This is a genomic window from Pyxidicoccus sp. MSG2 (assembly GCF_026626705.1).
Taxonomy (GTDB): domain Bacteria; phylum Myxococcota; class Myxococcia; order Myxococcales; family Myxococcaceae; genus Myxococcus.
Genome location: NZ_JAPNKC010000001.1, coordinates 12,563,748 through 12,583,968 on the forward strand (window position 1 = coordinate 12,563,748; position 20,221 = coordinate 12,583,968).

Genomic DNA, 20,221 nt, shown 5'->3' on the forward strand with positions numbered 1-20,221 from the left:
AAGTGGCGGTAAACGCTCTGTAATATGACCGACAGCCGGAAGCCGAACCTGGCTACTCCAGCTCCCGCTGCAGCCGCGCCAGGAGGTTCAGCGCGTCCAGCGGCGTCATCCGGTCGACGGTGACGGCCTTCAGCGTGTCCAGCGCCTTCTGCTGCGCGGGCGACAGCGCCGGGGACGCCTGGAGCACGGGCGCCGGCTCCGCCACGAACAGCCCGAGCTGCCCCGCCGACGTGCCCTTCTTCCCCGACTGCCGCACCGCCACCCGGGGCCGGCCCGCGTCGTCCAATTCGCCCGACTCCAGGTTCTGCAGGAGCTCGCGCGCCCGGGACACGACTTCCGGCGGCAGGCCGGCCAGCTTCGCCACTTCGATGCCGTACGAGCGGCTCGCCCCGCCCGGCACCAGCTTGCGCAGGAAGATGACCTTGCCGCCCTGCTCCTTCACGGCGATGCACAGGTTCTTCACCCGGGTCCGCTCGCGGGCCAGGTCCACCAGCTCGTGGTAGTGCGTGGCGAACAGCGCCCGCGCCCCCACCGTGTCGTGCAGGTGCTCCGCCACCGCCCAGGCGATGGAAAGCCCGTCGAAGGTGGACGTGCCACGGCCAATCTCGTCCAGGATGATGAGGCTCCTGCGCGTGGCGTGGTGGAGGATGTGGCTCGTCTCCGTCATCTCCACCATGAAGGTGGACTGCCCGCGCGCCAGGTTGTCCGCCGCGCCCACGCGCGTGAAGATTCTGTCGCACAGGCCGATGCGCGCCGCCTTCGCCGGGACGAACGAGCCCGCCTGCGCCATCAGCGCCGTCAGCGCCACCTGCCGCATCACCGTGCTCTTGCCCGCCATGTTGGGGCCGGTGATGACGAGCAGCTGCGCGTCCTCCGGGTCCATCCGCACGTCGTTGGGGACGAAGGACTCGCCCGCCCCCAGCATGCGCTCCACCACCGGGTGCCGGCCGGACGTGATTTGCAGCACCTCCGACGCGTCCACCTCCGGCCGCGTGTAGCCGTACTCCGCCGCGCAGCGCGCGAAGGACAGGAGCGAGTCACACGCCGCCACCGCCTCCGCGGCAGAGCGGATGCGCGGCGCCTCCGCCACGACCTTCGCCCGCAGCTCCTCGAAGAGCTGCAGCTCCAGCACGCACCGCTTCTCCTCCGCGGTGAGCACCTGCTCCTCGTACTCCTTCAGCTCCGGCGTGACGAAGCGCTCCGCCCCCACCGTCGTCTGCTTGCGGATGTAGTCCGAGGGCACGAGGTGCAGGTTCGCCTTCGTCACCTCCAGGTAGTACCCGAAGACCTTGTTGTAGCGGACCTTCAGCGAGGAGATGCCCGTGCGCTCCTTCTCCCGCTGCTCCACTTGCAGCAGCACGTCCTTGCCGGACGTGGACAGCGCCACCAGCCGGTCGAGCTCTGCATGGAAGCCCGGGCGGATCATCCCGCCGTCCTTCAGCGTCACCGGCGGCTCGTCCGCCACCGCGCGCCCGAGGAGCTCCGCCAGTTCCGGCAGTGCGGTCAGCGGCCCGGACAGCGACTGGAGCAATGCGGACTGGCACCGCGCCAGCGCCGCCCCCAGCCGCGGCAGCCCCACCAGCGACACGCCCAGCGCGCGTAGATCCCGCGCATTGCCCGCCCCCAGCGACAGCCGACCGCACAGCCGCTCCAGGTCGCCCACCTCCTTGAGGATGGTGGCCAGCTCCTCGCGCCACACGCTGCGCCCGGAAAGCTCCTCCACGGAGTCCAGCCGCGCGTGGATTTCCGGCAGCGAGCCCAGCGGCGACGCCAGCCAGCGCGCCAGCTTGCGCGCGCCCAGGCTCGTCACCGTCCTGTCCAGCACGCCCAGCAGCGAGCCCTTGCGCCCGCCGTCCCGCAGGGAGCGCAGCACCTCCAGGTTGGCCCGGGAGGACTCGTCCATCAGCAGATTGCCGGCGCGCTCCTGGCGACTCAACCGGTCCACGTGCGCCGCGGGCGTCTTCTGCGTGTCCTTGAGGTAGCGCAGCGCCGCGCCCGCCGCCCCGGTGGCCAGGGGCGCGTCGTCCAGTCCGAAGGCGGACAGCGACTGCACGGAGAAGTGGCTGCGCAGGTAGCCCGCGGCCCGCGTCGGCTCGAAGGCCGCCGCCTCACCCTCCGCCACCGCCGGCGTGCGCGACAGCCGGCCGCACAGCTGGGCGACTTCCGGCGAGTTGCGCTGCCCCTGTGGCACCAGCAGCTCCCGGGGCTCCACGCGCGACAGCGCCTCCGCCAGCTCCGCGGACGTGGCCGCCTCCAGCGCCATGAACTCGCCGGTGGAGGCCTCCAGGAGCGCCGCGCCCCAGCCCCGCTCGCCCCAGCACACGGCCGCGAGGAAGTTGCTGGCCGCGGGCTCCAGCACCTCGTCGTCCAGCACCATGCCGGGCGTAATCACCCGCGTGACGTCCCGCCGGACGATGCCGGGCCCGCTGCCGGCCTCCTCCACCTGGTCGCAGATGGCGACCTTCAGGCCCTCATTGATGAGCCGGGCGATGTAGCGGCGCGCCGAGTGGTACGGCACCCCGCACATGGGAATCTTGTCCGCGCCCTTGGCCCTCGCGGTGAGGGTGATCTGCAAGAGCTCCGAGGCGCGCACCGCGTCCTCGAAGAACATCTCGTAGAAGTCCCCCAGCCGGAAGAAGAGCACCGAGTCCGGGTGGAGGGCCTTCAGCTCCAGGTACTGCCGCATCATCGGTGTCAGGGAGGCGATTTCCCGCGCGCCCGCTCCCTCGCCCGTCCCCTGGCCGACGTCTGGAGTCACGTCCCCGGGGAGGTCCACCGCTGCCTTCACTGCCTTCGCCTGCTGCGTCACGGCCATCCCTGCCCTTCTCTCACGACCCGACCTGCGGATCAACGAACGCGCCACCCTACCTGCCGCGTTCCCTTACCATCCGCCACCGACACCCACCGACACCCTCCGGCCGAAAACGGATGCGCCCGTCCGCCCGGCCGTGCATGGTGCCCGGGCCATGGAGACGCCCCCGACGACGCCCCCGCCGCGCGCCTCGCCGCCGCCCCCCGTGCCGGCCCTCTTCCGTGCCGCCCTGTTCCCCCTCCAGGCGTTCTTCCGGCTGGAGGCCAGCAGCGGCATCCTCCTGGCACTCTCGGCCGTGGCCGCCATGGTGTGGGCCAACTCCCCCTGGGCGGGTGCCTACAACGCCCTGTTCGACGCGCACCTGGAGCTGGGCCTGGACGGTGCGCGGGCGGGCTTCAGCTTCCGCGAGTTCGTCAACGACGGGCTGATGACGCTCTTCTTCTTCGTGGTGGGCATGGAGATCAAGCGCGAGCTGACCTCCGGCGAGCTGCGCACCTTCTCCCGCGCGCTGCTGCCGCTCATCGCCGCGCTGGGCGGCATGGTGGTGCCCGCGCTGCTCTACATCGCCTTCAACCACGGCACTCCGTCCATGGCGGGCTGGGCCATTCCCATGGCCACGGACATCGCCTTCGCCATTGGTTGCCTCACCCTGGTGCAGGCCCGGGTGGGCCACGGGCTGGTGGTGTTCCTCACCGCGCTGGCCATCTTCGACGACATCGGCGGCATCCTCGTCATCGCCCTCTTCTACGGCACCGGGTTGCACGTGGACTGGCTGCTCGTGAGCGCGGGCGTGCTGGCGGCGCTGCTCGTGCTCAACCGCTTCTACGTGCGCAGCGGCATGGTGTACCTGCTGGCGGGGGCGGCGCTCTGGTACGCCATGCACCACGCGGGCATCCACGCCACGCTGTCCGGGGTGGCGCTGGGGCTGTTCATCCCCGCGCTCCCCACCCGCGGTGGCCGGGAGGTGCTGGAGGAGCTGGCCGGCTTCGCGTCCCAGTGCGTGCGCGAGGTGGGCGACGAGCAGGTGCGTGGCGCGCAGATTCTCTACATCGAGGAGCGCTTGCAGGACCTGGAGCCGCCGCTCAACCGCTTCGTGCACCTGTGGCACCCGTACGTGGCCTTCGGCATCGTCCCGCTGTTCGCGCTGGCCAACTCCGGCATCTCCCTGGAGGGCATGGGCTGGGGGGACCTCCTGAAGCCCCTGCCGCTGGGCATCATCGTCGGCCTCTTCGTCGGCAAGCAGCTGGGCATCTTCCTCTTCACCTGGGCGGCGGTGAAGGCGCGGGTGTCCGCCATGCCTGGGGGCGCGGGCCTGGGGCAGTTGCACGGCGTGGCGGTGGTGGCGGGCATCGGCTTCACCGTGGCGCTCTTCGTCGCGGGGCTGGCCTTCCTCCAGGAGCCGGACCTCTTGAGAGAGGCCAAGCTGGGCATCCTGGTGGGCTCGCTCCTGTCCGCGGTGGTGGGCTACGTGCTCCTGCGGTTCGTGGCGAAGCCGGTGGTCCCGGCGTAACGTAGGGACAAAGGGCGGCGTACGTGATTCTCCAGGACCTCAACCGCGTTCGGCAGATCTCCGTCATCGCGGCGCGCCACGGCTTTGGCGAGCTGGCCGAGCGCGCCGGCCTGTGGCGCATGCTGGGCCGCAAGGAGAAGGTGGAGGTCGCCCCGGAGACGCAGCGCGCGTCCACCGCCCGGCGCTTCCGCATGCTGCTCAGTGACTTGGGCCCCACCTTCATCAAGCTGGGCCAGGTGCTCTCCACCCGCGCGGACCTGCTGCCCGCGGAGTTCATCGACGAGCTGTCCCTCCTCCAGGACCACGTGGTCCCCATCCCCCTGGAGCAGGTGCACGCGCAGATTCGCGACTCGCTGGGCAAGGAGGTGGAGGAGCTCTTCGCGCAGATAGACCCGACGCCGCTGGCCGCCGCGTCCATCGCCCAGGTGCACCGGGCCGTCACGCTGGAGGGCGAGGAGGTGGTGGTGAAGGTGCAGCGGCCGGGCATCGCCGCGAGCATCGACTCGGACCTGGGGGTGCTGCGCAGCCTGGCGCGCCTGCTGGAAGCCGTGGTGGAGGAGACGGGCGTCTACACACCCACCGGCATCGTCGACGAGTTCGACCGGGCCATCCACGAGGAGCTGGACTTCCTCAACGAGGCCGACAACGTCCGCGCCTTCCTGGAGACCCACCGCGAGCGGCCGTACCTCAAGATTCCGCGCGTCTATGCCTCGCTGTCCAGCCGCACGGTGCTGACGCTGGAGTTCATCCGCGGGGTGAAGATCAACCAGGCGCAGCTTCCCGAGGAGGACCGGAAGGTCATCGCGAAGCACATCCTGGAGGCGAGCTTCCGCCAGCTCTTCACGGACGGCCTGTTCCACGGAGACCCGCACCCGGGGAACATCCTCCTGCTGGAGGACAACCGGCTGGCGCTGCTGGACTTCGGCGTGGTGGGGCGGCTGACGCGGCCCATGCAGGAGACGCTGGTGATGTTGTGCCTGTCGGTGGCGCTGAAGGACAGCGACTCGGTGGCTCGCATCCTGTACCGGGTGGGCGTGCCGGACGCGCGCGCCAACCTGGTGGGCTTCCGCAACGACATCGACGCGATTCTCGGCCAGCACCTCGCCACCACGCTGGGGCAGGTGGACACGCGCTCGCTGCTGCGGGACTTGCTGGACCTCGCGGTGAAGTACCGCATCCGGATTCCGAAGGAGTACGCGTTGCTCAGCCGCGCGTCCGTCTCCACGGAGGGCATGCTGCGCAGCCTCTACCCGGAGATGAACATCATCGAAATCGCGCTGCCCTACGCGAAGGAATTGCTCGCGGGGCGGTATGACCCGTCGCAGCTTCAGGGCGGGCTGATGCGGACGCTCCTGCGCTTCCAGTCCATGGCGGCGGACCTGCCCACGCAGCTGTCGCAAATCCTCCTGGACATGGAGTCCGGCAAGTTCACCGTCACGGTGCGCGCGGACCAGTTCGAGAAGCTGAACGAGAACATCCGCAGCGCGGCGGTGATTGCCTTCCTGGGCCTGTGCGCGTGCGGCTTCATCGTGGGGGCGTTCATCGCCTTCGCGCCCAAGCCGTGGATGTACGGCAACGTGCCGGTGCTGGGCGTGGTGGGCATCGCCTTCGCGGCGGCGCTGTTCGGCGCCGTCTTCACCTGGTACCTCTTCGGCGGGCGGGGGCTGGGCAAGGTTCGCCTGAGCCGCTGGCTGAAGAAGCCGCAGAAGAAGCGCAGGTAGCGCCCCGCGCGCGGTTACACCGGACGGCGGAACAGGTCCGCGAGGTCCGCCGGGAGCTGCGAGGCCACGGCCGCCACCTCGTCCTCGGGGATGCGATCCCGGATGGCGGTGAACACGACCGTCGTGATGCGGAAGGCCTGGTCCGCCGGGATGTGCAGGTGGTCCGCCACGTCGCCCATGAACTCGACGCGGTCCATGCGCCTGGCGTGCGACGGCCCCCGGTGGATGGTGCACGCGCCGAGCAGCTCGCCGATGCCTCCAGGCAGCGCGCGCATCAGCTTCACGTCCTCGCCGTCGGACAGGCGCCGGGCCAGGGTGCAGAACACGGCCTCGGCCGCCTGGCGCGCCTCCACGTTGTTCACCCGCAGCTCCTGACTGTTCTGGAGCTCGTCCAGGAACGGCTGGAGCTCGAGGGATTCGTCCCGCTCCTTCACCGGCACCTTGGAAACGTCGCGAGGGGGTTCGGTGTGCTGCGCCATGGGGTCGTCTCCTTGCTCGCGGTGGCTGCGTGTGCCCACGCCACCCGACGTCCGTCATGGTGGCCATGCCGCGCGCGGGCATCAGCGGAAGGAAGACGGCTCCTCCCGCCGCGAGCTCCGGGACGGGAGCCCGGACGGACGCCCGCCCCGTCCTGGAGGACCGGTTCGGGGTGTCCTGGTAGATCATCCTGGAGCCCATGGGCTTCGCGCCCGCGCGCATGTATCAGAAGGCGCTGTTCGACGCGGGCATCCCGCTCACGCAGTTCGGCGTGGATGACTGTCAGGCGGAGTACGAGCGGTTGGTGAAGCTCGGCGTGGTTTTCCGCAGCCCGCCTGTGTCCATGGGGCCGGTTGTCATCGCCTCGTTCGAGGACACCTGCGGCAATCTCATTCAGATGGCGCAGTTCCGTGGCTGAGCGGCGCGTCACCTGTGAGGGATTGTCGTCGCGCGTCGCGGCTGGACGGGTTTTCCTGGGATGGATAGGGTTTGGCCTCCCTCGTCATCCCATGGAGTCTCCGCGATGAGCCTCGTCAGAAGAGGTTGTGAGAGTCGCTGGCTGGGCGCTGCTCTGGGCCTGTTGCTTCTGGGCGCCTGTGGTGCGCCGGAGTCTCAGCCCGCCAGCACATCCGAGGTCGCGCGAGACGCGGTCGCGGGCGATGTGGCGGTGGCCTTGTCGGTGCCACACGCCGCGCTGGCGAGCAGCGAGTCGGTGTGGGTGACGGTGACGCTCACCAACGTGTCCAGTTCGCCGCTCCGCGTGTTGAAGCGGCACACCGTCATCGAGGGGCTTCGCGAGGACCTGCTCTCCGTGACGGTGGACGGCGCGAGCGTGCCGTATCAGGGACGGCGCTACCACTGGGCGCCGCCTCGGGAGACGGACTCCCTGCGCTTGGAGCCGGGCGAGCAGGTGTCGCACGTCGTGGACATCGGCGCGGTCTATGACCTGTCCCGCACGGGGCGCTACCGCCTGCGCTACCAGGCTCCTGCGGTGGATCCCGCGGACATCGCGGCCCTTCGCTCGGACGACCTGGAGGTGGACATCGCGGGCCGTCCCTTCGTGCCACCCTGGCGCGAAGCCCCTGGCACCATCTCCTCGCAGGCGCTCACCACCAGCCACTGCGTGGAGCCGACGCATCCGACCGCCACGCTCAATGCGGCGTTCTCCGCAGCGCGCGTCATGGCGGCGGATGGCCTCCAGTACTTCACGGCCTTCATCCCTCCCTCGCGTTACACGAACTGGTTCGGGACCCCCACCAGCTCTCGGGTCGCGACCGTGAAGCGCCACTTCCAGGCCATCTCGGGCGCCTTCGAGACCCAGTCGGTGGTCATCGATTGCAGCTGCACCGATGCGGATTCCTATACCTACGTCTACCCGAGCGACCCGTATCGCATCTTCGTGTGTGGCCTCTTCTGGGCCGCGCCGACGTATGGCACGGACTCCAAGGGCGGGTTGCTCGTCCACGAGATGAGCCACTTCATCGTCGTCGCGGGGACCGATGATTGGGCCACCGGGCAAGCCGCCTGCAAGTCCTTGGCGACGTCCAACCCCACCAAGGCCATCGACAACGCGGACAGCCACGAGTACTTCGCGGAAGACCTCTCGCAGTAGCGCCGCGCGGGACCGGCGCGCTCACGGGTCGAATCGGAACGCGGTCTCCGTGAGGGAGGCGCGCGGCAGGTGCCTGGACCACTGCTTGCGCACAGAGTCGAGGAACCGGTCGATGTTCGGTATGCGCGCGTTCGTATCACACGTCCTCGGCGGGGAAACCCGCGGCGCGCGCCACGCAATGCTCTCCAGAGAGGGGCCGATGGCCACGCCTGCCAGCGTGGGCCAGGGTCTCGCCAGTCCCGGCACGCCGCTGGAGCCGGCTGCTGGGGCCCGCGCCGGCCGGTCTGTGCCAGGACGCCTCCAGCGCAAGCTCGCCGTCGGGCGCACGGACGACCCGCTCGAACTCGAGGCCGACCGCATCGCCGATCAGGTGATGGGCGCGCCGGCCGCCGAAGTTGCGGTCACGCCCGCACCGGTGACCCTCAGCCGCAAATGCGCGGCCTGCGAGGAGGACGAGCGCCTCCACAGGAAGGAAGCAGACGCCGCGGCACCGACGCCCGCGGAGGCCCCTTCCGTCGTCCACCAGGTCCTGCGCTCGCCGGGCCAGTCGCTGGATGCGGCGACCCGGGCCTATTTCGAGCCGCGGTTCGGGCGCGACTTCGCGCAGGTCCGCGTTCATGCCGACGCGGAGGCCGCGGCGTCGGCGCAAGCCGTGCAGGCGCGGGCCTACGCCGTCGGATCGGACATCGTCTTCGGCTCCGGCCAGTACGCGCCCTCGACCGGGCCCGGGCGGCGCCTGCTGGCCCATGAGCTCGCCCATGTCGCGCAGCAGGAGCGCGGCGCCCCGTCATGGCTTCGCCGCGAGCCGCAGCTGCCCCTGGCCGCGCCCGAGCCGCAGTCCCTGCATAGGGATCTGGACCCTGCCGGCTTCGAGACCTCCGACCTCGAGCTCGAGGTCCAGCTCCTTCGACAATGGCTCGGCGCGCACGCCCAGGACCCCCGCGCCGACCATCTCCGGTCCGAGCTGACACGCCTCGAGCGCGCTCTGCAGATCAAGGAAAGGCCGTTCTCGCTCCGCTTCTCGGCGGCCTGGTACAAGGCCGAGAAGGCGATCGGGCGGGAGGTGTTCAAGATCCACGAGCAGTCGATCCTGCGCGGCGCCATGGAGATCAAGGAGCACGCCGTTCCCGCCGACGAGGTCTGGAAGCACGGCCTCGCCGCCGGCCTCTTCCTGGAGGGAGAGCGGCAGCTGGTCGAAGAGTGGACGCGATCCTGGGCAGACCAGAGGGGGTGGAGGCGCTGTACGTCGCGGCCGACATCCACAAGGCCTACGAGAAGTACCTCCCGGAGGTCCGGGCCAGCGGCATGTCCGTCCGGGCGCGATGGGACGAGTGCATGCGGCGTCGGGGCTTCGACGGGAACAACCTCGAGGCCGCCGCGTACGACCCCACCTGCTTCCACTCGGAAGCCGAGTTCGCAGAGGGCGCGATGCCCACGGGCGCCGCCGTCCAGCGCCCGAGGTTCGACGGATCGGCCAGCAGCAGGGGTGCGAGCACCAGCGGGGTGAAGGCGGCGTACATCACCGTCAGCAGAACCGCCGCCAGCCGGGCCTGCACGCTCGTCGCGATCGCCACGCCTGCGGCGATGTGGGCGACCCCGGTCGCATAGCCCCAGAATTCCTGCGACGGCGGCAGCCATCTCGGAACCAATGGGGCGGTGAGGCTCCTGTAGAAGAAGTGCGCGCCCCCGAACAGAGCGGCGAGGTGGTGCTGGAACAGCGCGTGCGCACCCAACGGGAGCGGTTGAGGGAGCTGAGTCCCCTACTTCGAGGGCGGAACCGAGGGGCCCTTCGGCGCCTCTCGGGTCAGCTCGTCACGGACCACCACCCCACCCTTCATGACGAACCGGACGCGCTGGAGCTCGGTGACGTCCGCCAGCGGGTCCCCGGTGACGGCGATGAGGTCTCCATAGCGCCCCGCCTCCAGCGTGCCGACGTGCTCCTGGAGGCTCAGCAACTCCGCCGCCCGCGAGGTGGCCGAGCGCAGCGCCTCCAGCGGCGGCAGGCCTGCCCGGTTGAGGGCCACCAGCTCCGTGGCGTTGCGCCCCTGCTGCCAGGCCGTGGCCGCGTCGAAGCCGCTGGCGAGCTTCACGCCGAGCTGATGCGCGAGCGCCACCGTCTTCCGGGCTGACGCCAGGCGTGTCTCGAAGTGGCTGCGCATGGCCGCGTCCGGGGCGCGCTCCACCAGGGCCTCGAGGATGCCGACCGTGGGCACCAGGAAGGCCCCCTTCTGGCGGATGAGCTCCAGGGCCGCGCGGTCCGCGTTGTGGCCATGTTCGATGGAGTCCGCGCCCGCCGTGAGCGCGTTGCGGATGCCCTCGGGCGTCATCGCGTGGACGGCCACCTTGCGCTTCGCCCTGTGCGCCTCGTCGATGATGACTCGCAGCTCGTCGATGGTGAGCGTGGGCGTGGCCCAGTCCGCATAGATTTTCAATAGGTCCGCGCCCTGGCCCAGCTGCTCGCGCGCGGCGCGACGGGCCTCCTCCACCCCGCTGACGAACTGCGCCCCCGTCGGCAGGTCCTTCACGTCGGGCGACGTGCCGAACGGGTGGTACGCCCCCACCGCCGCGATGCCCTTCGTGGCCACCAGCATGCGCGGCCCCTCCACCAGTCCCTGGCGGATGGCGTCGCGCAGGGCCACGTCGGCGAAGCCACTGCCCTCGTTCTCCACGTCGCGCACGGTGGTGAAGCCGGCGCGCAGCGTGGCCCGCGCATTCGCCGCGCCCTCCAGCGCCCGGGTGGCCTGGGACTTGGTGAGCAGCGCCAGCTCGTAGCCGTTCGGCACCTCCGACTCGCGCGCCATCAGGTGCGTGTGGCAGTCGATGAGCCCGGGCAGCACCGTGGCCGCCCCCAGGTCCACCACCTCGGTGCCCTCTGGGACTTGCAGCCCGGGGCCCACCTTCACGATGCGGTCGCCCTCGATGAGGATGACCGGCTGGGCCACGTACTTCCCGCTCTTCACGTCGAGCATGCGCGCGGCGCGCACGGCCACGCGGCGGGGCGCCTCGGTGGACGCGGCGGACTGGGCCATGGCGACAGCGCCCAGGACGAGGGTGAGCAGGGACAACACAGGGGCAAGCCGCTTCACGAAGCCTCCGAGGGAATCAGGAACGCGGCGGAGCGTAGCGCGCGTTCAGCACACGACACACTCTCCGGTCGTGGGCCTCAGCCCCATGTACGTGCAAACGGGTGACATCCGCTACAACGTTGTCGAGGGCCTGGGGCTCGTGACCTCCTGAAACGCGCAACGCCGCCAGCCCCACCCGGTTGGACTCACGGGGGCGCTGGCGGCGTGCGTGGAACGGAAGTTCCGTTCCGCCTCTCAGCCGTGCGTGGCCGGCCGAGGCTCGTCGGTGCGCGGCGGGTGCGGGCCCGACTCGGCGTCCGGCTTCTTCCCCAGCCTCGCCCCCACCCGCGTCTTCATCCGGTCCGCGATGACGTAGAAGGCGGGCACCACCAGCAGGCTGAGCACGGTGGACACGGACAGGCCGCCGAGCACGGCGATGGACATGGGCGCGCGCGTCTCCGAGCCCGCGCCCAGCGCCAGCGCCGCCGGCACCGCCGCCATCATCGTCGCGGTGGACGTCATCAGGATGGGCCGCAGCCGCACCGGGCCCGCGCGCAGCATGGCGTGGAACGCATCCGCCCCGCGCTCGCGCTCCTGCAGCGCGTAGTCCACCAGGATGATGGAGTTCTTCTTCACGATGCCCATCAGCAGCAGCAGGCCAATCATGCTGAAGATGTTCAGCGTGGAGCCCGTGGCCAGCAGTGCGAAGGCCGCGCCCGCCACCGACAGCGGAAGAATGGTGAGCACCGTGACGGGGTGCAGGAACGAGTTGAACTGCGCCCCCAGCACCATGTACGCCACGCCAATCCCGAGGAAGAGCGCGAAGAACAGGCTGCTCATCGAGTCGCGGAAGGCCAGGCTGGCGCCGCCGGGCACCAGGCGCACCCCGCCCGGCAGGTCCTTGGAGAGCCCCTCCACCGTGGCCAGGGCCTCCTCCTGGTTGGAGCCGGGCGCCACGTTGGCGAAGACGCTGATGGCGCGCTCGCGGTCTCTCCGCGTAATGGCCTGCAGCGCCGGGCGCTCCTCCTGCGACACCAGCGAGGACAGCGGCACCAGCGCGCCGCTGGCGGTGCGCACCTTGAGCAGCGACAGGTCCTCGGGCCGCGAGCGCTGCCCGGCCAGCAGGCGCAGCCGCACGTCGATACGCCGGCCGCCCGTGCTGTACTTGCCCACCCGCAGGCCGCCCACCAGCGCGTTGATGGACGAGGCCACCGACTCAATCGGCACGCCCAGGTCCGCCGCGCGCGCCCGGTCTGGCGTAATCCGCAGCTCCGGCATGCCGAGCTGGTAGTCGGTGTCCACGTCCACGACCTTGCCGCTGGCCTGGAGCTTCTCGCGCACCTCCTGGCTGGCCGTCACCAGCGCATCCCAGTCCGAGCCGCGCACGCTGAACTCCACGGGGAAGCCGCGCTGCGCGGTGAAGCCCGACTGCGACATGTCCTGCACCACCGCGCGCAGGCCGGGGATGCTGTTGAGCTCCTTGCGGAAGATCTGCTGGAGCTCCGCCTGCGGCATGCGCTGGTCCGGCGGCGTCAGCGTGAGCATCAGCATGCCCGCGTTGACGCTCGAGGCACCGCCGCCTCCGCCGACCGTCGCGAAGACGCTCTGCACCTCCGGCCGCGTGCTGGCGAAGGCCTCCGCCTTCTGGAAGATCCGGTTCGTCTCCTCCAGGCTGCTGCCCACCGCCGTCTGCAGGCGCACCATCAACCGGCTCTGGTCCTGCGAGGGGACGAACTCCCCCGGCAGCGCGCGGAAGGCGAACACGCTCGCGGCCAGCAGCGCCGCCGCCACGCCCAGCACCCACCAGGGGCGCTTCAGGCCCCAGCCCAGCGCCCGCTCGTACGCGCGCTCCAGCCGCGAGAAGGCCCGGTCCACGACCAGGCCCACCTTGCTGCGGCCCTCGCGCGACGTCTTGAGCAGCTGCGCGCAGCGCGCCGGCGCCAGGGTAATGGCCTCCACGTAGGACAGCAGCACCGCCACGCACAGCGTGACGCCGAACTGGAGGAAGAACTTGCCGATGATGCCCTTCATGAAGATGACGGGCAGGAAGATGGCCACCACCGCCAGCGTCGCCGCCAGCGCGGCGAAGGTGATCTCCGCGGTGCCCTCGCGCGCGGCGCGCACCCGGTCCTTCCCCTCCTCCGCGTGCCGGAAGATGTTCTCCAGCACCATGATGGCGTCGTCCACCACGATGCCCACCGCCAGCGCCAATCCCAGCAGTGTGAAGGTGTTGAGCGTGAAGCCCAGGAAGTAGATGACGGCCACCGTTCCCAGCAACGACATGGGAATGGCGAGCACCACGTTCAACGTACTGGACAGCGAGCCCAGGAACACCCAGCACACGAAGGCGGTGAGGATGCAGGCCAGCATCAGCTCGAACTCGATTTCGTGGACGCTCTCCTCGATGAACTTCGTCGAGTCGAAGCGGATGCCGACGTCCATGCCTTCGGGGGCGTCCTTCTGGATCTTCGTCAGCTCCTCGCGCACCGCCTGGGCCACGGCGACAGCGTTGGCGCCGCGCTGCTTGCGGATGCCCAGTCCCTGGGCTGGCTGGCCGTTGACGCGCGTCATCCGGCGGACGTCCTCGAAGCCGTCCTCGATGAGCGCCACGTCGCTCAGGTACACCGGCTTGCCTTCGGCCTCGCGCACCACCAGGCCGCGCAGCGTGTCCAGGTCCAACGCCTCGCCCATGACGCGCACGTTGACCTCGCGGCCCTCCGTCTCGATGCGGCCCGCGGGCAATTCCACGTGCTCGCGCTGGAGCGCGGCGATGACGTCCGTGACGGTGAGCCCGCGCGCGTCCAGCTTCTGCGCGTCCACCCAGATGCGCACGTTGCGCTCCAGCGAGCCGCCCAGTTGCACCTCGCCCACGCCCGGCACCGTCTGCAGGCGCTCCTTCACCCGGTAGCGGGCGAAGTCACTCACCGCCTGCTGGGAGAAGGGCCCGGACACGCCCGCCCACATGATGGGCTGGTCCTCCGGGTTCGTCTTGGAGATGACGGGCGGGTCGATTTCGCGCGGCAGCGAGCGCTGCGCCTGGCTCACCTTCGCCTGCACGTCCTGCAGCGCGAGGTCCACGTTGCGCGACAGGTCCAGCTCCACGGTGATGCTGGCACCGCCCTGGCGCGCGTTGGAGGTGATGCTCTTGACGCCCTCCACCTGCGTCACGGCCTCTTCAATCGGCTCGATGAGGTCGCTCTCCACGGCTTCGGGGTTGGCGCCCTCCCAGTTGACGGAGATGTTGATGGTGGGGAAGTCCACGTCCGGGAACTGGCTGATGCCGATGCGCTGGGCCGCCACCAGTCCGAAGACGATGGTGGCCGCCATGATCATCCAGGCGAAGACGGGCTTCTTGATGCAGGCTTCCGTGAGGCTCATCTGCGAGCACCTCCGCCGTTGGCGCCTTCATTGCTGGCTTCGGGCTTCGGGCCCGGCTCGCCGCCGAGCGTGGGCCTGGGTCCCTGCGCCACGCGCACTGCCACCCCGTCACGCAGCGCCTCGGCGCCGCGCACCACCAGCGTCTCGCCGGCCTTCACGCCGCCGAGCACTTCCACCAGACCGTCCGCCGTGCGCATGCCCAGGTCCAGCACGCGCTCGCGGGCCTTGTCGCCCTCCACCACGAAGGCGAGGAACCCGCGCTCGCTGGGGCGCACCGCCGTCTGCGGCACCACCGGGCTGCCGCCCCGCGTCTCCACCGGCACCGTCACCGTGGCGAACGTCCCCGGGCGCAGCGCCTTCGCGTCCTCGCCGGACACCTCGCCCGTCACCGGCACCATGCGGCTGGCGTCGTCCGCGGCCTCGGCCACGTGCGTAATCTTCGCGGTGAACTTGCCGCCGCCGTTGCGGATGGTGAAGCGCGCCGCCATGCCGGGGGTGATTCGCGCCACGTCCGCCTCCGGCACCGTGAAGCGCAACAGCAGCGGCTCGCGGCGCACCAGCGTGGCCATGACGAGGCCCGGCTGCACGTACTGGCCCGTCTGCACCGTGCGCGTCTGCAGCACTCCGTCCATGGGGGCGCGCACGTAGGCGTCACGCTGGTTGAGCTGCGCCTGGTCCAGCATCGCCTTCGCCGAGGCCACCTCCGCCTCCGCGGTGCGCGCGCGCGTCTGGTACGTCTCCAGCTGTTCGGCGGGCAGCAGGCCCGGCTTCGCCTCGTTGACGGCGGCACGGCGCTCGGCGCCCGCCTTCGCCTCCTCGAGCGACGCCTTCGCCTTGGCCAGTGCGGCCTCCGCGGAGCGCACGGCGATGGCGTAGCGCGCGGGTTCAATCTCCGCGAGCGCGTCGCCCTTCTTCACCGTCTGCCCCTCCGAGAAGAGCACCCGCTCCACTGCGCCCGGTACGCGCGCGGTGATCTGCACGCGCTCGAAGGCCTCCACGGAGCCCACCGCGTTCACCACGTACTCCACGTCGCGTGCCTCGACCCTGGCGACCTCGACGGGGAACTGGATGGGCCCGCGGCCACCGCCGCGCCCGCCCGGGGCCGCAGCCGCCGTGCCCGGTCCACCCTTGGGGGCCTCCGCGTCCTTCTTGCATCCGGCACCCAGGGCCAGCACGGCCACGGCCAACGTCAGCGTTCCTGCGCGTCGCATCACCTTCACGGTTCCTTCCCCAGCGGATCGAGTCCCACAGCCGCCCTGAGTCCCAGCAATGCCACGCCCAACGCATAGCGGCTGCGCGCCTGGGCCACTTCCGTCTCGAACAGGCTGACGGCCGCGTCCGCCACCGTCAGCGCCGTGGACAGGCCCTGGCGGTACAGAATCCCCTGCTCCTCGGCGTTCTGCCTCGCCGCGCGCACCGCCAGGTCGCTCTGTGAGAGCGCGGCCTGCGCGTTCTCCAACCCCACCCTCGCCCGCTGGATGTCCACGTCCACGCGGCGCGTGCTCGCCTGCTCCTCCAGCTTCGCGGCCTTCGCCAGCGCCACCCGCTCACGACGCTCTGCATAGCGCTCGCCACCGTCGAAGAGGTTCCAGGTGAGGTCCACAGTGAAGAAGCCGTCACCGGTGCGCCCGGTGAGGCCGGACTCATTGGTGAGCCGGTAGGTGTACGACGCGCCGAGCGCCGGCAGCAGCCGGGCCAGCGGCTCCAGCGCGTTGGCCTCCAGCGACTCCACCCGCAGCCGCGCGGAGAGGATGTCCGGGCGCCGGTCCGCCGCCCCCTGCACTACCCCTTCATGGGAGGCCAGCGGCCGCGCCGCGTCCGTCAGCAGCGCGTCCGGCGGAGCCAGGCCGCCCTCCACGGGCTCCACGAGCAGGTAGCCCAGCTCCAGGCGGCTCGTCTGCGCGGTGTTGCGCGCGCTGGTGCGCTGCACCTCCGCGCTGGCCACCTCCAGCTCCGCGCGCGTCACGTCGTTGGTGCTGGCGAGGCCCGCCCCCGCGCGAGCCTTCGCGTCCTCGAGCGACTGGCGCGCGAAGGCGAGGCGCTGCTCGGCGGCCTGGAAGACGTGCTGGTCGGCCAGGGAGACGAGGAAGGCATTGGCTGCCTCGAAGGACACCTGGCGGCGGGCCTCCACCGAGTCCAGTCCGGAGGCCTCTCCCTCCAGCCGCGCGGCCCGGTACAGGGGGAACCCGCGTGCGTCGAAGAGCGTCACGCGCGCGACGAAGCTGGCGCCCAGGGCGTTGTAGCGCTGGAGGATGACCTCCTGACCGCCCACCTCGCGCGTCGACTGGTTGGAGCGCCGCGTGTAGGTGCCCGTCGCCGTCAGCTCCGGGAAGAAGAAGGCGCGGGCCCGGGCCACGCGCGCCTGGGACGCCTCGGCGCGCTGCTGGGCCGCCAGCGCGGACTCGTTGCGCTCCGCGGCCAGGGAGACCGCGCGCTCCAGCGTCAGCGACGCCGCCTCCGCTCCGGGAGGTGCCGATTCCGCGCGGGGGGGTGCGGAATCCGCACCGGGCGCTGCGGATTCTGCACCCGGCGCGGGGGCCTGCCCCGAAGCAGCGGGGGCGTCAGAAGCCGAGCCGGGAGTGCCCGCGTCCTGGGCCAGGGCCTGGGGCGCGGCAAGCGCGAGCCAGGCGCAGAGGGGCGTGGCGAGGACGGAACGGACGTTGGACATGGGCGGGCGGAGGGGATTCGAGCCGGGGGATGCGATTCGGCGCGCCATATAACGAAGGTTACGGAGGGGAACCATGGCCATTCGCGCGTCTGGACGGTGGCCAGTACGGCGGTCTATTGGGTCTGTTCAGGGTCTCCGGAGTTTCTGACCTCACTGCGTCAAAACGGTGGGCGCCTCGGCGCGCCCGGGAATGCACCAACGATGCGTTTATTCCTTCTGGGTGTACTGCTGGTGGCGGTTTCCATGTCGGGCTGCAAGAAGGAGGAGGCGCCTCCGGCCGCGGGGGCCCTGCGGGTATCCCTGGCCTATGCAACCTTCCAGCCCAGGTGCCTCACGCTGACGGTGGTGGACCTGGCGGACGCGTCCCGCACCGAGTCGACGGAGGTGCAGGTGGTGCAGGGCGTCCGCAGCGACACGCGGACGGTGGCCATCCTCGGCCGTGCCGGCTGGAGCCGGAACCTGCGCCTGACGGCCACCGCGCACGAGCGCTCCTGCAACGGGGCGCTGGTGGCGGAACAGTCCGTGGAGGCCCAGGTGCCGGAGGTGGGCATCGCCGACGCGCGGTTGGATTTGCGCGCCGAGGACCTGGACAACGACAGCTATGTCTCCGACAAGGGCACGCATCCCGGCACGGACTGTGACGACTCGGATGAGGACATCCACCCGCAGGCGACCGAGCTGTGTGACGGAATCGACAACAACTGCGCGAATGGCGAGCGCGACGCGCCCGAGGCCCAGGAGTACTACGCGGACCTCGACGGAGACGGCTACGGGAACCGGGACGCCCTGGCCATTCCCTCGTGCGTCCAGCCCGCCAACACGGCCACGCGCGGTGGCGACTGCAATGACGGTGACGGCACCATCCACCCCGGCCAGCAGGAGTCCCGCTGCGACGGCGTGGACGAGGACTGCGACGGCAACAGGGACGACGATGCCTTCGCGGTGGGCGCAGCGTGCACCACGGCCCTGGGCTGCCAGGGCCAGAATGCCTGTCAGAGCGTGTCGAGCGCGGCGTGCGTCAGCGCCGAGCAGCCGGTGACCTGGTACCTGGACGACGACCTGGATGGCAGCGCGGGCACGGAGACGGCCGCCCGGTGTTCGTCCCCCGCGCCGGGGGCCAGCACCACGCGCACCGACTGTGACGACGGCACGAGCCGCGCGTCCAGCACCGGCACCGAGGTGTGTGACCGGCTGGACAACGACTGTGATGGCTCGACGGATGAGGACCTCACCGGGTGCAGCGGGACGCCGTGGGCCGCGGACACGGGCGTCGGGGCCGGCGGTGCGAGGTGGAACGCGGTGGCTCCATACGGTGGCGACCGGGGCTGGCTGGCGGGCGATGGGGACCGGGTGCTGCACGTCAACGGCGACACCTTCACAGCCGTGGGCAGTTGCGACGGTGACTGGAAGGCGGCCTGGGTCGCGAGCACCGGGCGCGTGTTCGTCGGCTCGAGCGCGGGGAAGCTGGCCACGGTGTCGCCGGGAGCGCTGGACACCTGCGCGCAGGTGGATGGCGTCGCGGGCAGCAGCATCAACGGCATGGTGGGTTTCGAGCAGGGCACCAACGTGCAGGTCTTCGCGGTGGACAGCCAGGGCCGCGTCATCCGCTGGGAGTACGTCGAGGGCGCTTCGAGCCAGGCCGCACCCACGCTCGTCACCCAGGTGACCGCCAACCTGCGCGCGATTCACGGGCTGGGCCCGGGGACGCTGCTCGCGGTGGGCATGGAGGACGTCAGCGGAACGGAGCGTCCCGTCGCGTGGCGTGCTCCCGCGAGCGGGAGCACGTGGACGAAGGAGGACCTCGGCAACACGGGCACCACGGGGTTCCTGCGCGCGGTGCGGGTGCTGACGCCCGGGCTCGCGTATCTGGCGGGTGACAAGGGTTTGCTCCTGGAGCGCACGGGCACGACGTGGACGAAGAAGCCCGTGCTCACGGTGTCCGGAAACCCGGTGGACCTGCGTGGGATGGTGGCGTTCGGACGCACCGCCGTCTACGCGGTGACGTCTGCCGCCAGGGACATCCAGTTCTTCGACGGCGCGAACTGGACCACCGTCAACGTGCCGCCCAACACGCTGAATGCACTGGAGGCCACCGGCCCGGGTGACATCTGGGGCGTGGGCAACAGCGGCACCCTGGTGCGCTGGCAACCCTGAACATGGACCTGCGCGCGGACGGCCTCACGGTGCGGTACGGAGCGCGCACGGTGCTGGCAGCGGTGGACTGCGCCCTGCCGCCCGGGACACAGGCGCTGGTGCTGGGGCGCTCGGGCGCGGGGAAGACGACGCTGCTGAAGGCGCTGGCGGGGCTGGTGACTCCGGCGGACGGACGCGTGCTGTGGGACGGGCAGGAGGCGGCGCGCCTGTCCTCCGCCGAGCGCCGGACGCGGCAGGCGGCGTTCGGGATGGTGTTCCAGACGGATGCGCTGTTCGACTCGCTCACCGTGCGCGACAACGTGCTGCTGCCCCTCACCCGCCGCCGTGTACCGGAGGCAGAGGCCCGCGCGCGGGCAGACGAGGTGCTGCGCGCGGTGGGCCTGGCGGAGGCGGCGGACACGCTGCCCGAGCGGCTGTCGGGAGGCATGAAGAAGCGCGCGGGGCTGGCGCGGGCGCTGGCGGCGCGGCCTTCGGTGTTGCTGGCGGATGACCCGTTCGCGGGGCTGGACCCGGGCACGGCGCGGCAGGTGGCACGGGTGCTGCTGGAAGTGTCCCAGGGCGGCACGCTGCTCGTCGCGGCCCCGGAGGCCCCGGTGGACCTGCCCCTGCCCCGCTGGCTGTATCTGCGCGGCGGGAAGCTGGTCCATGACGGGCCACCCGCGCCGGAGCTGGAGCACGCACCGGACGAGGTACTGGCATGAAACCGCCAGCTGGGTCGGGGCGCGGGTGCGGCCTGCACGAAGTGAGGCGCCCCCCGGTGGCCGGCAGCCGTGGAAGGAACGTTCATTCCGCGGAGGTTCCGGCCCGGGAGGGGGTGGGAAGGA

At 71.0% G+C, this 20,221-nt stretch carries 13 protein-coding genes; 7 read left to right on the forward strand and 6 right to left on the reverse strand.

The features are described from left to right. Positions 1-52: 52 nt before the first annotated feature. A complete protein-coding gene (gene mutS / locus OV427_RS47645) occupies positions 53-2,815 on the reverse strand; it encodes a DNA mismatch repair protein MutS (RefSeq protein ID WP_267862910.1) in 2,763 nt (920 codons plus the stop codon). Positions 2,816-2,966: 151 nt separating this feature from the next. Between mutS and nhaA the strand changes: the two genes are divergently transcribed. Together nhaA and OV427_RS47655 are read left to right on the forward strand one after the other, a co-directional pair. Then, positions 2,967-4,322 carry a Na+/H+ antiporter NhaA gene (gene nhaA, locus OV427_RS47650; RefSeq protein WP_267862911.1) on the forward strand — a complete coding sequence of 452 codons (1,356 nt, stop codon included), beginning with the start codon at positions 2,967-2,969 and terminating at the stop codon, positions 4,320-4,322. A 23-nt stretch (positions 4,323-4,345) separates the two neighbouring features. After that, on the forward strand, positions 4,346-6,043 hold the full coding sequence (locus OV427_RS47655) for an ABC1 kinase family protein (protein WP_267862912.1): 1,698 nt from the start codon (positions 4,346-4,348) through the stop codon (positions 6,041-6,043). Positions 6,044-6,057: 14 nt separating this feature from the next. On the opposite strand, the gene OV427_RS47660 is transcribed toward OV427_RS47655, so the two are convergent. After that, positions 6,058-6,522: a DUF2267 domain-containing protein gene (locus OV427_RS47660; RefSeq protein WP_267862913.1), complete on the reverse strand. Its 465-nt coding sequence runs from the start codon at positions 6,520-6,522 to the stop codon at positions 6,058-6,060. A 197-nt stretch (positions 6,523-6,719) separates the two neighbouring features. On the opposite strand from OV427_RS47660, the gene OV427_RS47665 reads away from it, so the two are divergent. The 3 genes from OV427_RS47665 to OV427_RS47675 all read left to right on the forward strand — a co-directional run bounded on the left by OV427_RS47665 (position 6,720) and on the right by OV427_RS47675 (position 9,639). Next, positions 6,720-6,938, forward strand: coding sequence for a VOC family protein (locus tag OV427_RS47665; RefSeq protein WP_267862914.1), 219 nt, complete (start codon positions 6,720-6,722; stop codon positions 6,936-6,938). A 105-nt stretch (positions 6,939-7,043) separates the two neighbouring features. Next, the gene (locus tag OV427_RS47670) at positions 7,044-8,132 is read left to right on the forward strand and encodes a M35 family metallo-endopeptidase (protein WP_267862915.1); all 1,089 of its coding nucleotides are present in this window, start codon (positions 7,044-7,046) and stop codon (positions 8,130-8,132) included. Positions 8,133-8,244: 112 nt separating this feature from the next. Next, the gene (locus OV427_RS47675) at positions 8,245-9,639 is read left to right on the forward strand and encodes a DUF4157 domain-containing protein (protein ID WP_267862916.1); all 1,395 of its coding nucleotides are present in this window, start codon (positions 8,245-8,247) and stop codon (positions 9,637-9,639) included. Positions 9,640-9,892: 253 nt separating this feature from the next. Here OV427_RS47675 and OV427_RS47680 read toward each other — a convergent pair whose 3' ends face one another. The 4 genes from OV427_RS47680 to OV427_RS47695 form a co-directional block, all read right to left on the reverse strand. Beyond that, positions 9,893-11,218, reverse strand: coding sequence for an amidohydrolase family protein (locus tag OV427_RS47680; protein ID WP_267862917.1), 1,326 nt, complete (start codon positions 11,216-11,218; stop codon positions 9,893-9,895). A 234-nt stretch (positions 11,219-11,452) separates the two neighbouring features. Then, positions 11,453-14,575: an efflux RND transporter permease subunit gene (locus OV427_RS47685; protein ID WP_267862918.1), complete on the reverse strand. Its 3,123-nt coding sequence runs from the start codon at positions 14,573-14,575 to the stop codon at positions 11,453-11,455. Beyond that, positions 14,572-15,786, reverse strand: coding sequence for an efflux RND transporter periplasmic adaptor subunit (locus OV427_RS47690; protein WP_267862919.1), 1,215 nt, complete (start codon positions 15,784-15,786; stop codon positions 14,572-14,574). Before OV427_RS47690 ends, OV427_RS47685 begins: the two co-directional genes overlap by 4 nt. A gap of 5 nt (positions 15,787-15,791) precedes the next feature. Next, entirely contained in the window at positions 15,792-17,243 is a 1,452-nt protein-coding gene (locus OV427_RS47695; RefSeq protein WP_267862920.1) for a TolC family protein, read from the reverse strand. Positions 17,244-17,444: 201 nt separating this feature from the next. Here OV427_RS47695 and OV427_RS47700 point away from each other — a divergent pair, with 201 nt between their 5' ends. Both OV427_RS47700 and OV427_RS47705 read left to right on the forward strand, forming a co-directional pair. Continuing rightward, positions 17,445-19,397 carry a putative metal-binding motif-containing protein gene (locus tag OV427_RS47700; RefSeq protein WP_267862921.1) on the forward strand — a complete coding sequence of 651 codons (1,953 nt, stop codon included), beginning with the start codon at positions 17,445-17,447 and terminating at the stop codon, positions 19,395-19,397. Between the two features lie 2 nt (positions 19,398-19,399). Then, entirely contained in the window at positions 19,400-20,098 is a 699-nt protein-coding gene (locus OV427_RS47705) for an ABC transporter ATP-binding protein (RefSeq protein WP_267862922.1), read from the forward strand. Positions 20,099-20,221: the final 123 nt, after the last annotated feature.

Coding starts and splice junctions, on each gene's coding strand:
- OV427_RS47665 (WP_267862914.1), top strand. CDS start 6,720: ATGGGCTTCGCGCCCGCGCGCATGTATCAGAAGGCGCTGTTCGACGCG.
- OV427_RS47685 (WP_267862918.1), bottom strand. CDS start 14,575: ATGAGCCTCACGGAAGCCTGCATCAAGAAGCCCGTCTTCGCCTGGATG.
- OV427_RS47670 (WP_267862915.1), top strand. CDS start 7,044: ATGAGCCTCGTCAGAAGAGGTTGTGAGAGTCGCTGGCTGGGCGCTGCT.
- OV427_RS47675 (WP_267862916.1), top strand. CDS start 8,245: ATGTTCGGTATGCGCGCGTTCGTATCACACGTCCTCGGCGGGGAAACC.
- OV427_RS47660 (WP_267862913.1), bottom strand. CDS start 6,522: ATGGCGCAGCACACCGAACCCCCTCGCGACGTTTCCAAGGTGCCGGTG.
- mutS (WP_267862910.1), bottom strand. CDS start 2,815: ATGGCCGTGACGCAGCAGGCGAAGGCAGTGAAGGCAGCGGTGGACCTC.
- nhaA (WP_267862911.1), top strand. CDS start 2,967: ATGGAGACGCCCCCGACGACGCCCCCGCCGCGCGCCTCGCCGCCGCCC.
- OV427_RS47690 (WP_267862919.1), bottom strand. CDS start 15,786: ATGCGACGCGCAGGAACGCTGACGTTGGCCGTGGCCGTGCTGGCCCTG.
- OV427_RS47695 (WP_267862920.1), bottom strand. CDS start 17,243: ATGTCCAACGTCCGTTCCGTCCTCGCCACGCCCCTCTGCGCCTGGCTC.
- OV427_RS47705 (WP_267862922.1), top strand. CDS start 19,400: ATGGACCTGCGCGCGGACGGCCTCACGGTGCGGTACGGAGCGCGCACG.
- OV427_RS47700 (WP_267862921.1), top strand. CDS start 17,445: ATGCGTTTATTCCTTCTGGGTGTACTGCTGGTGGCGGTTTCCATGTCG.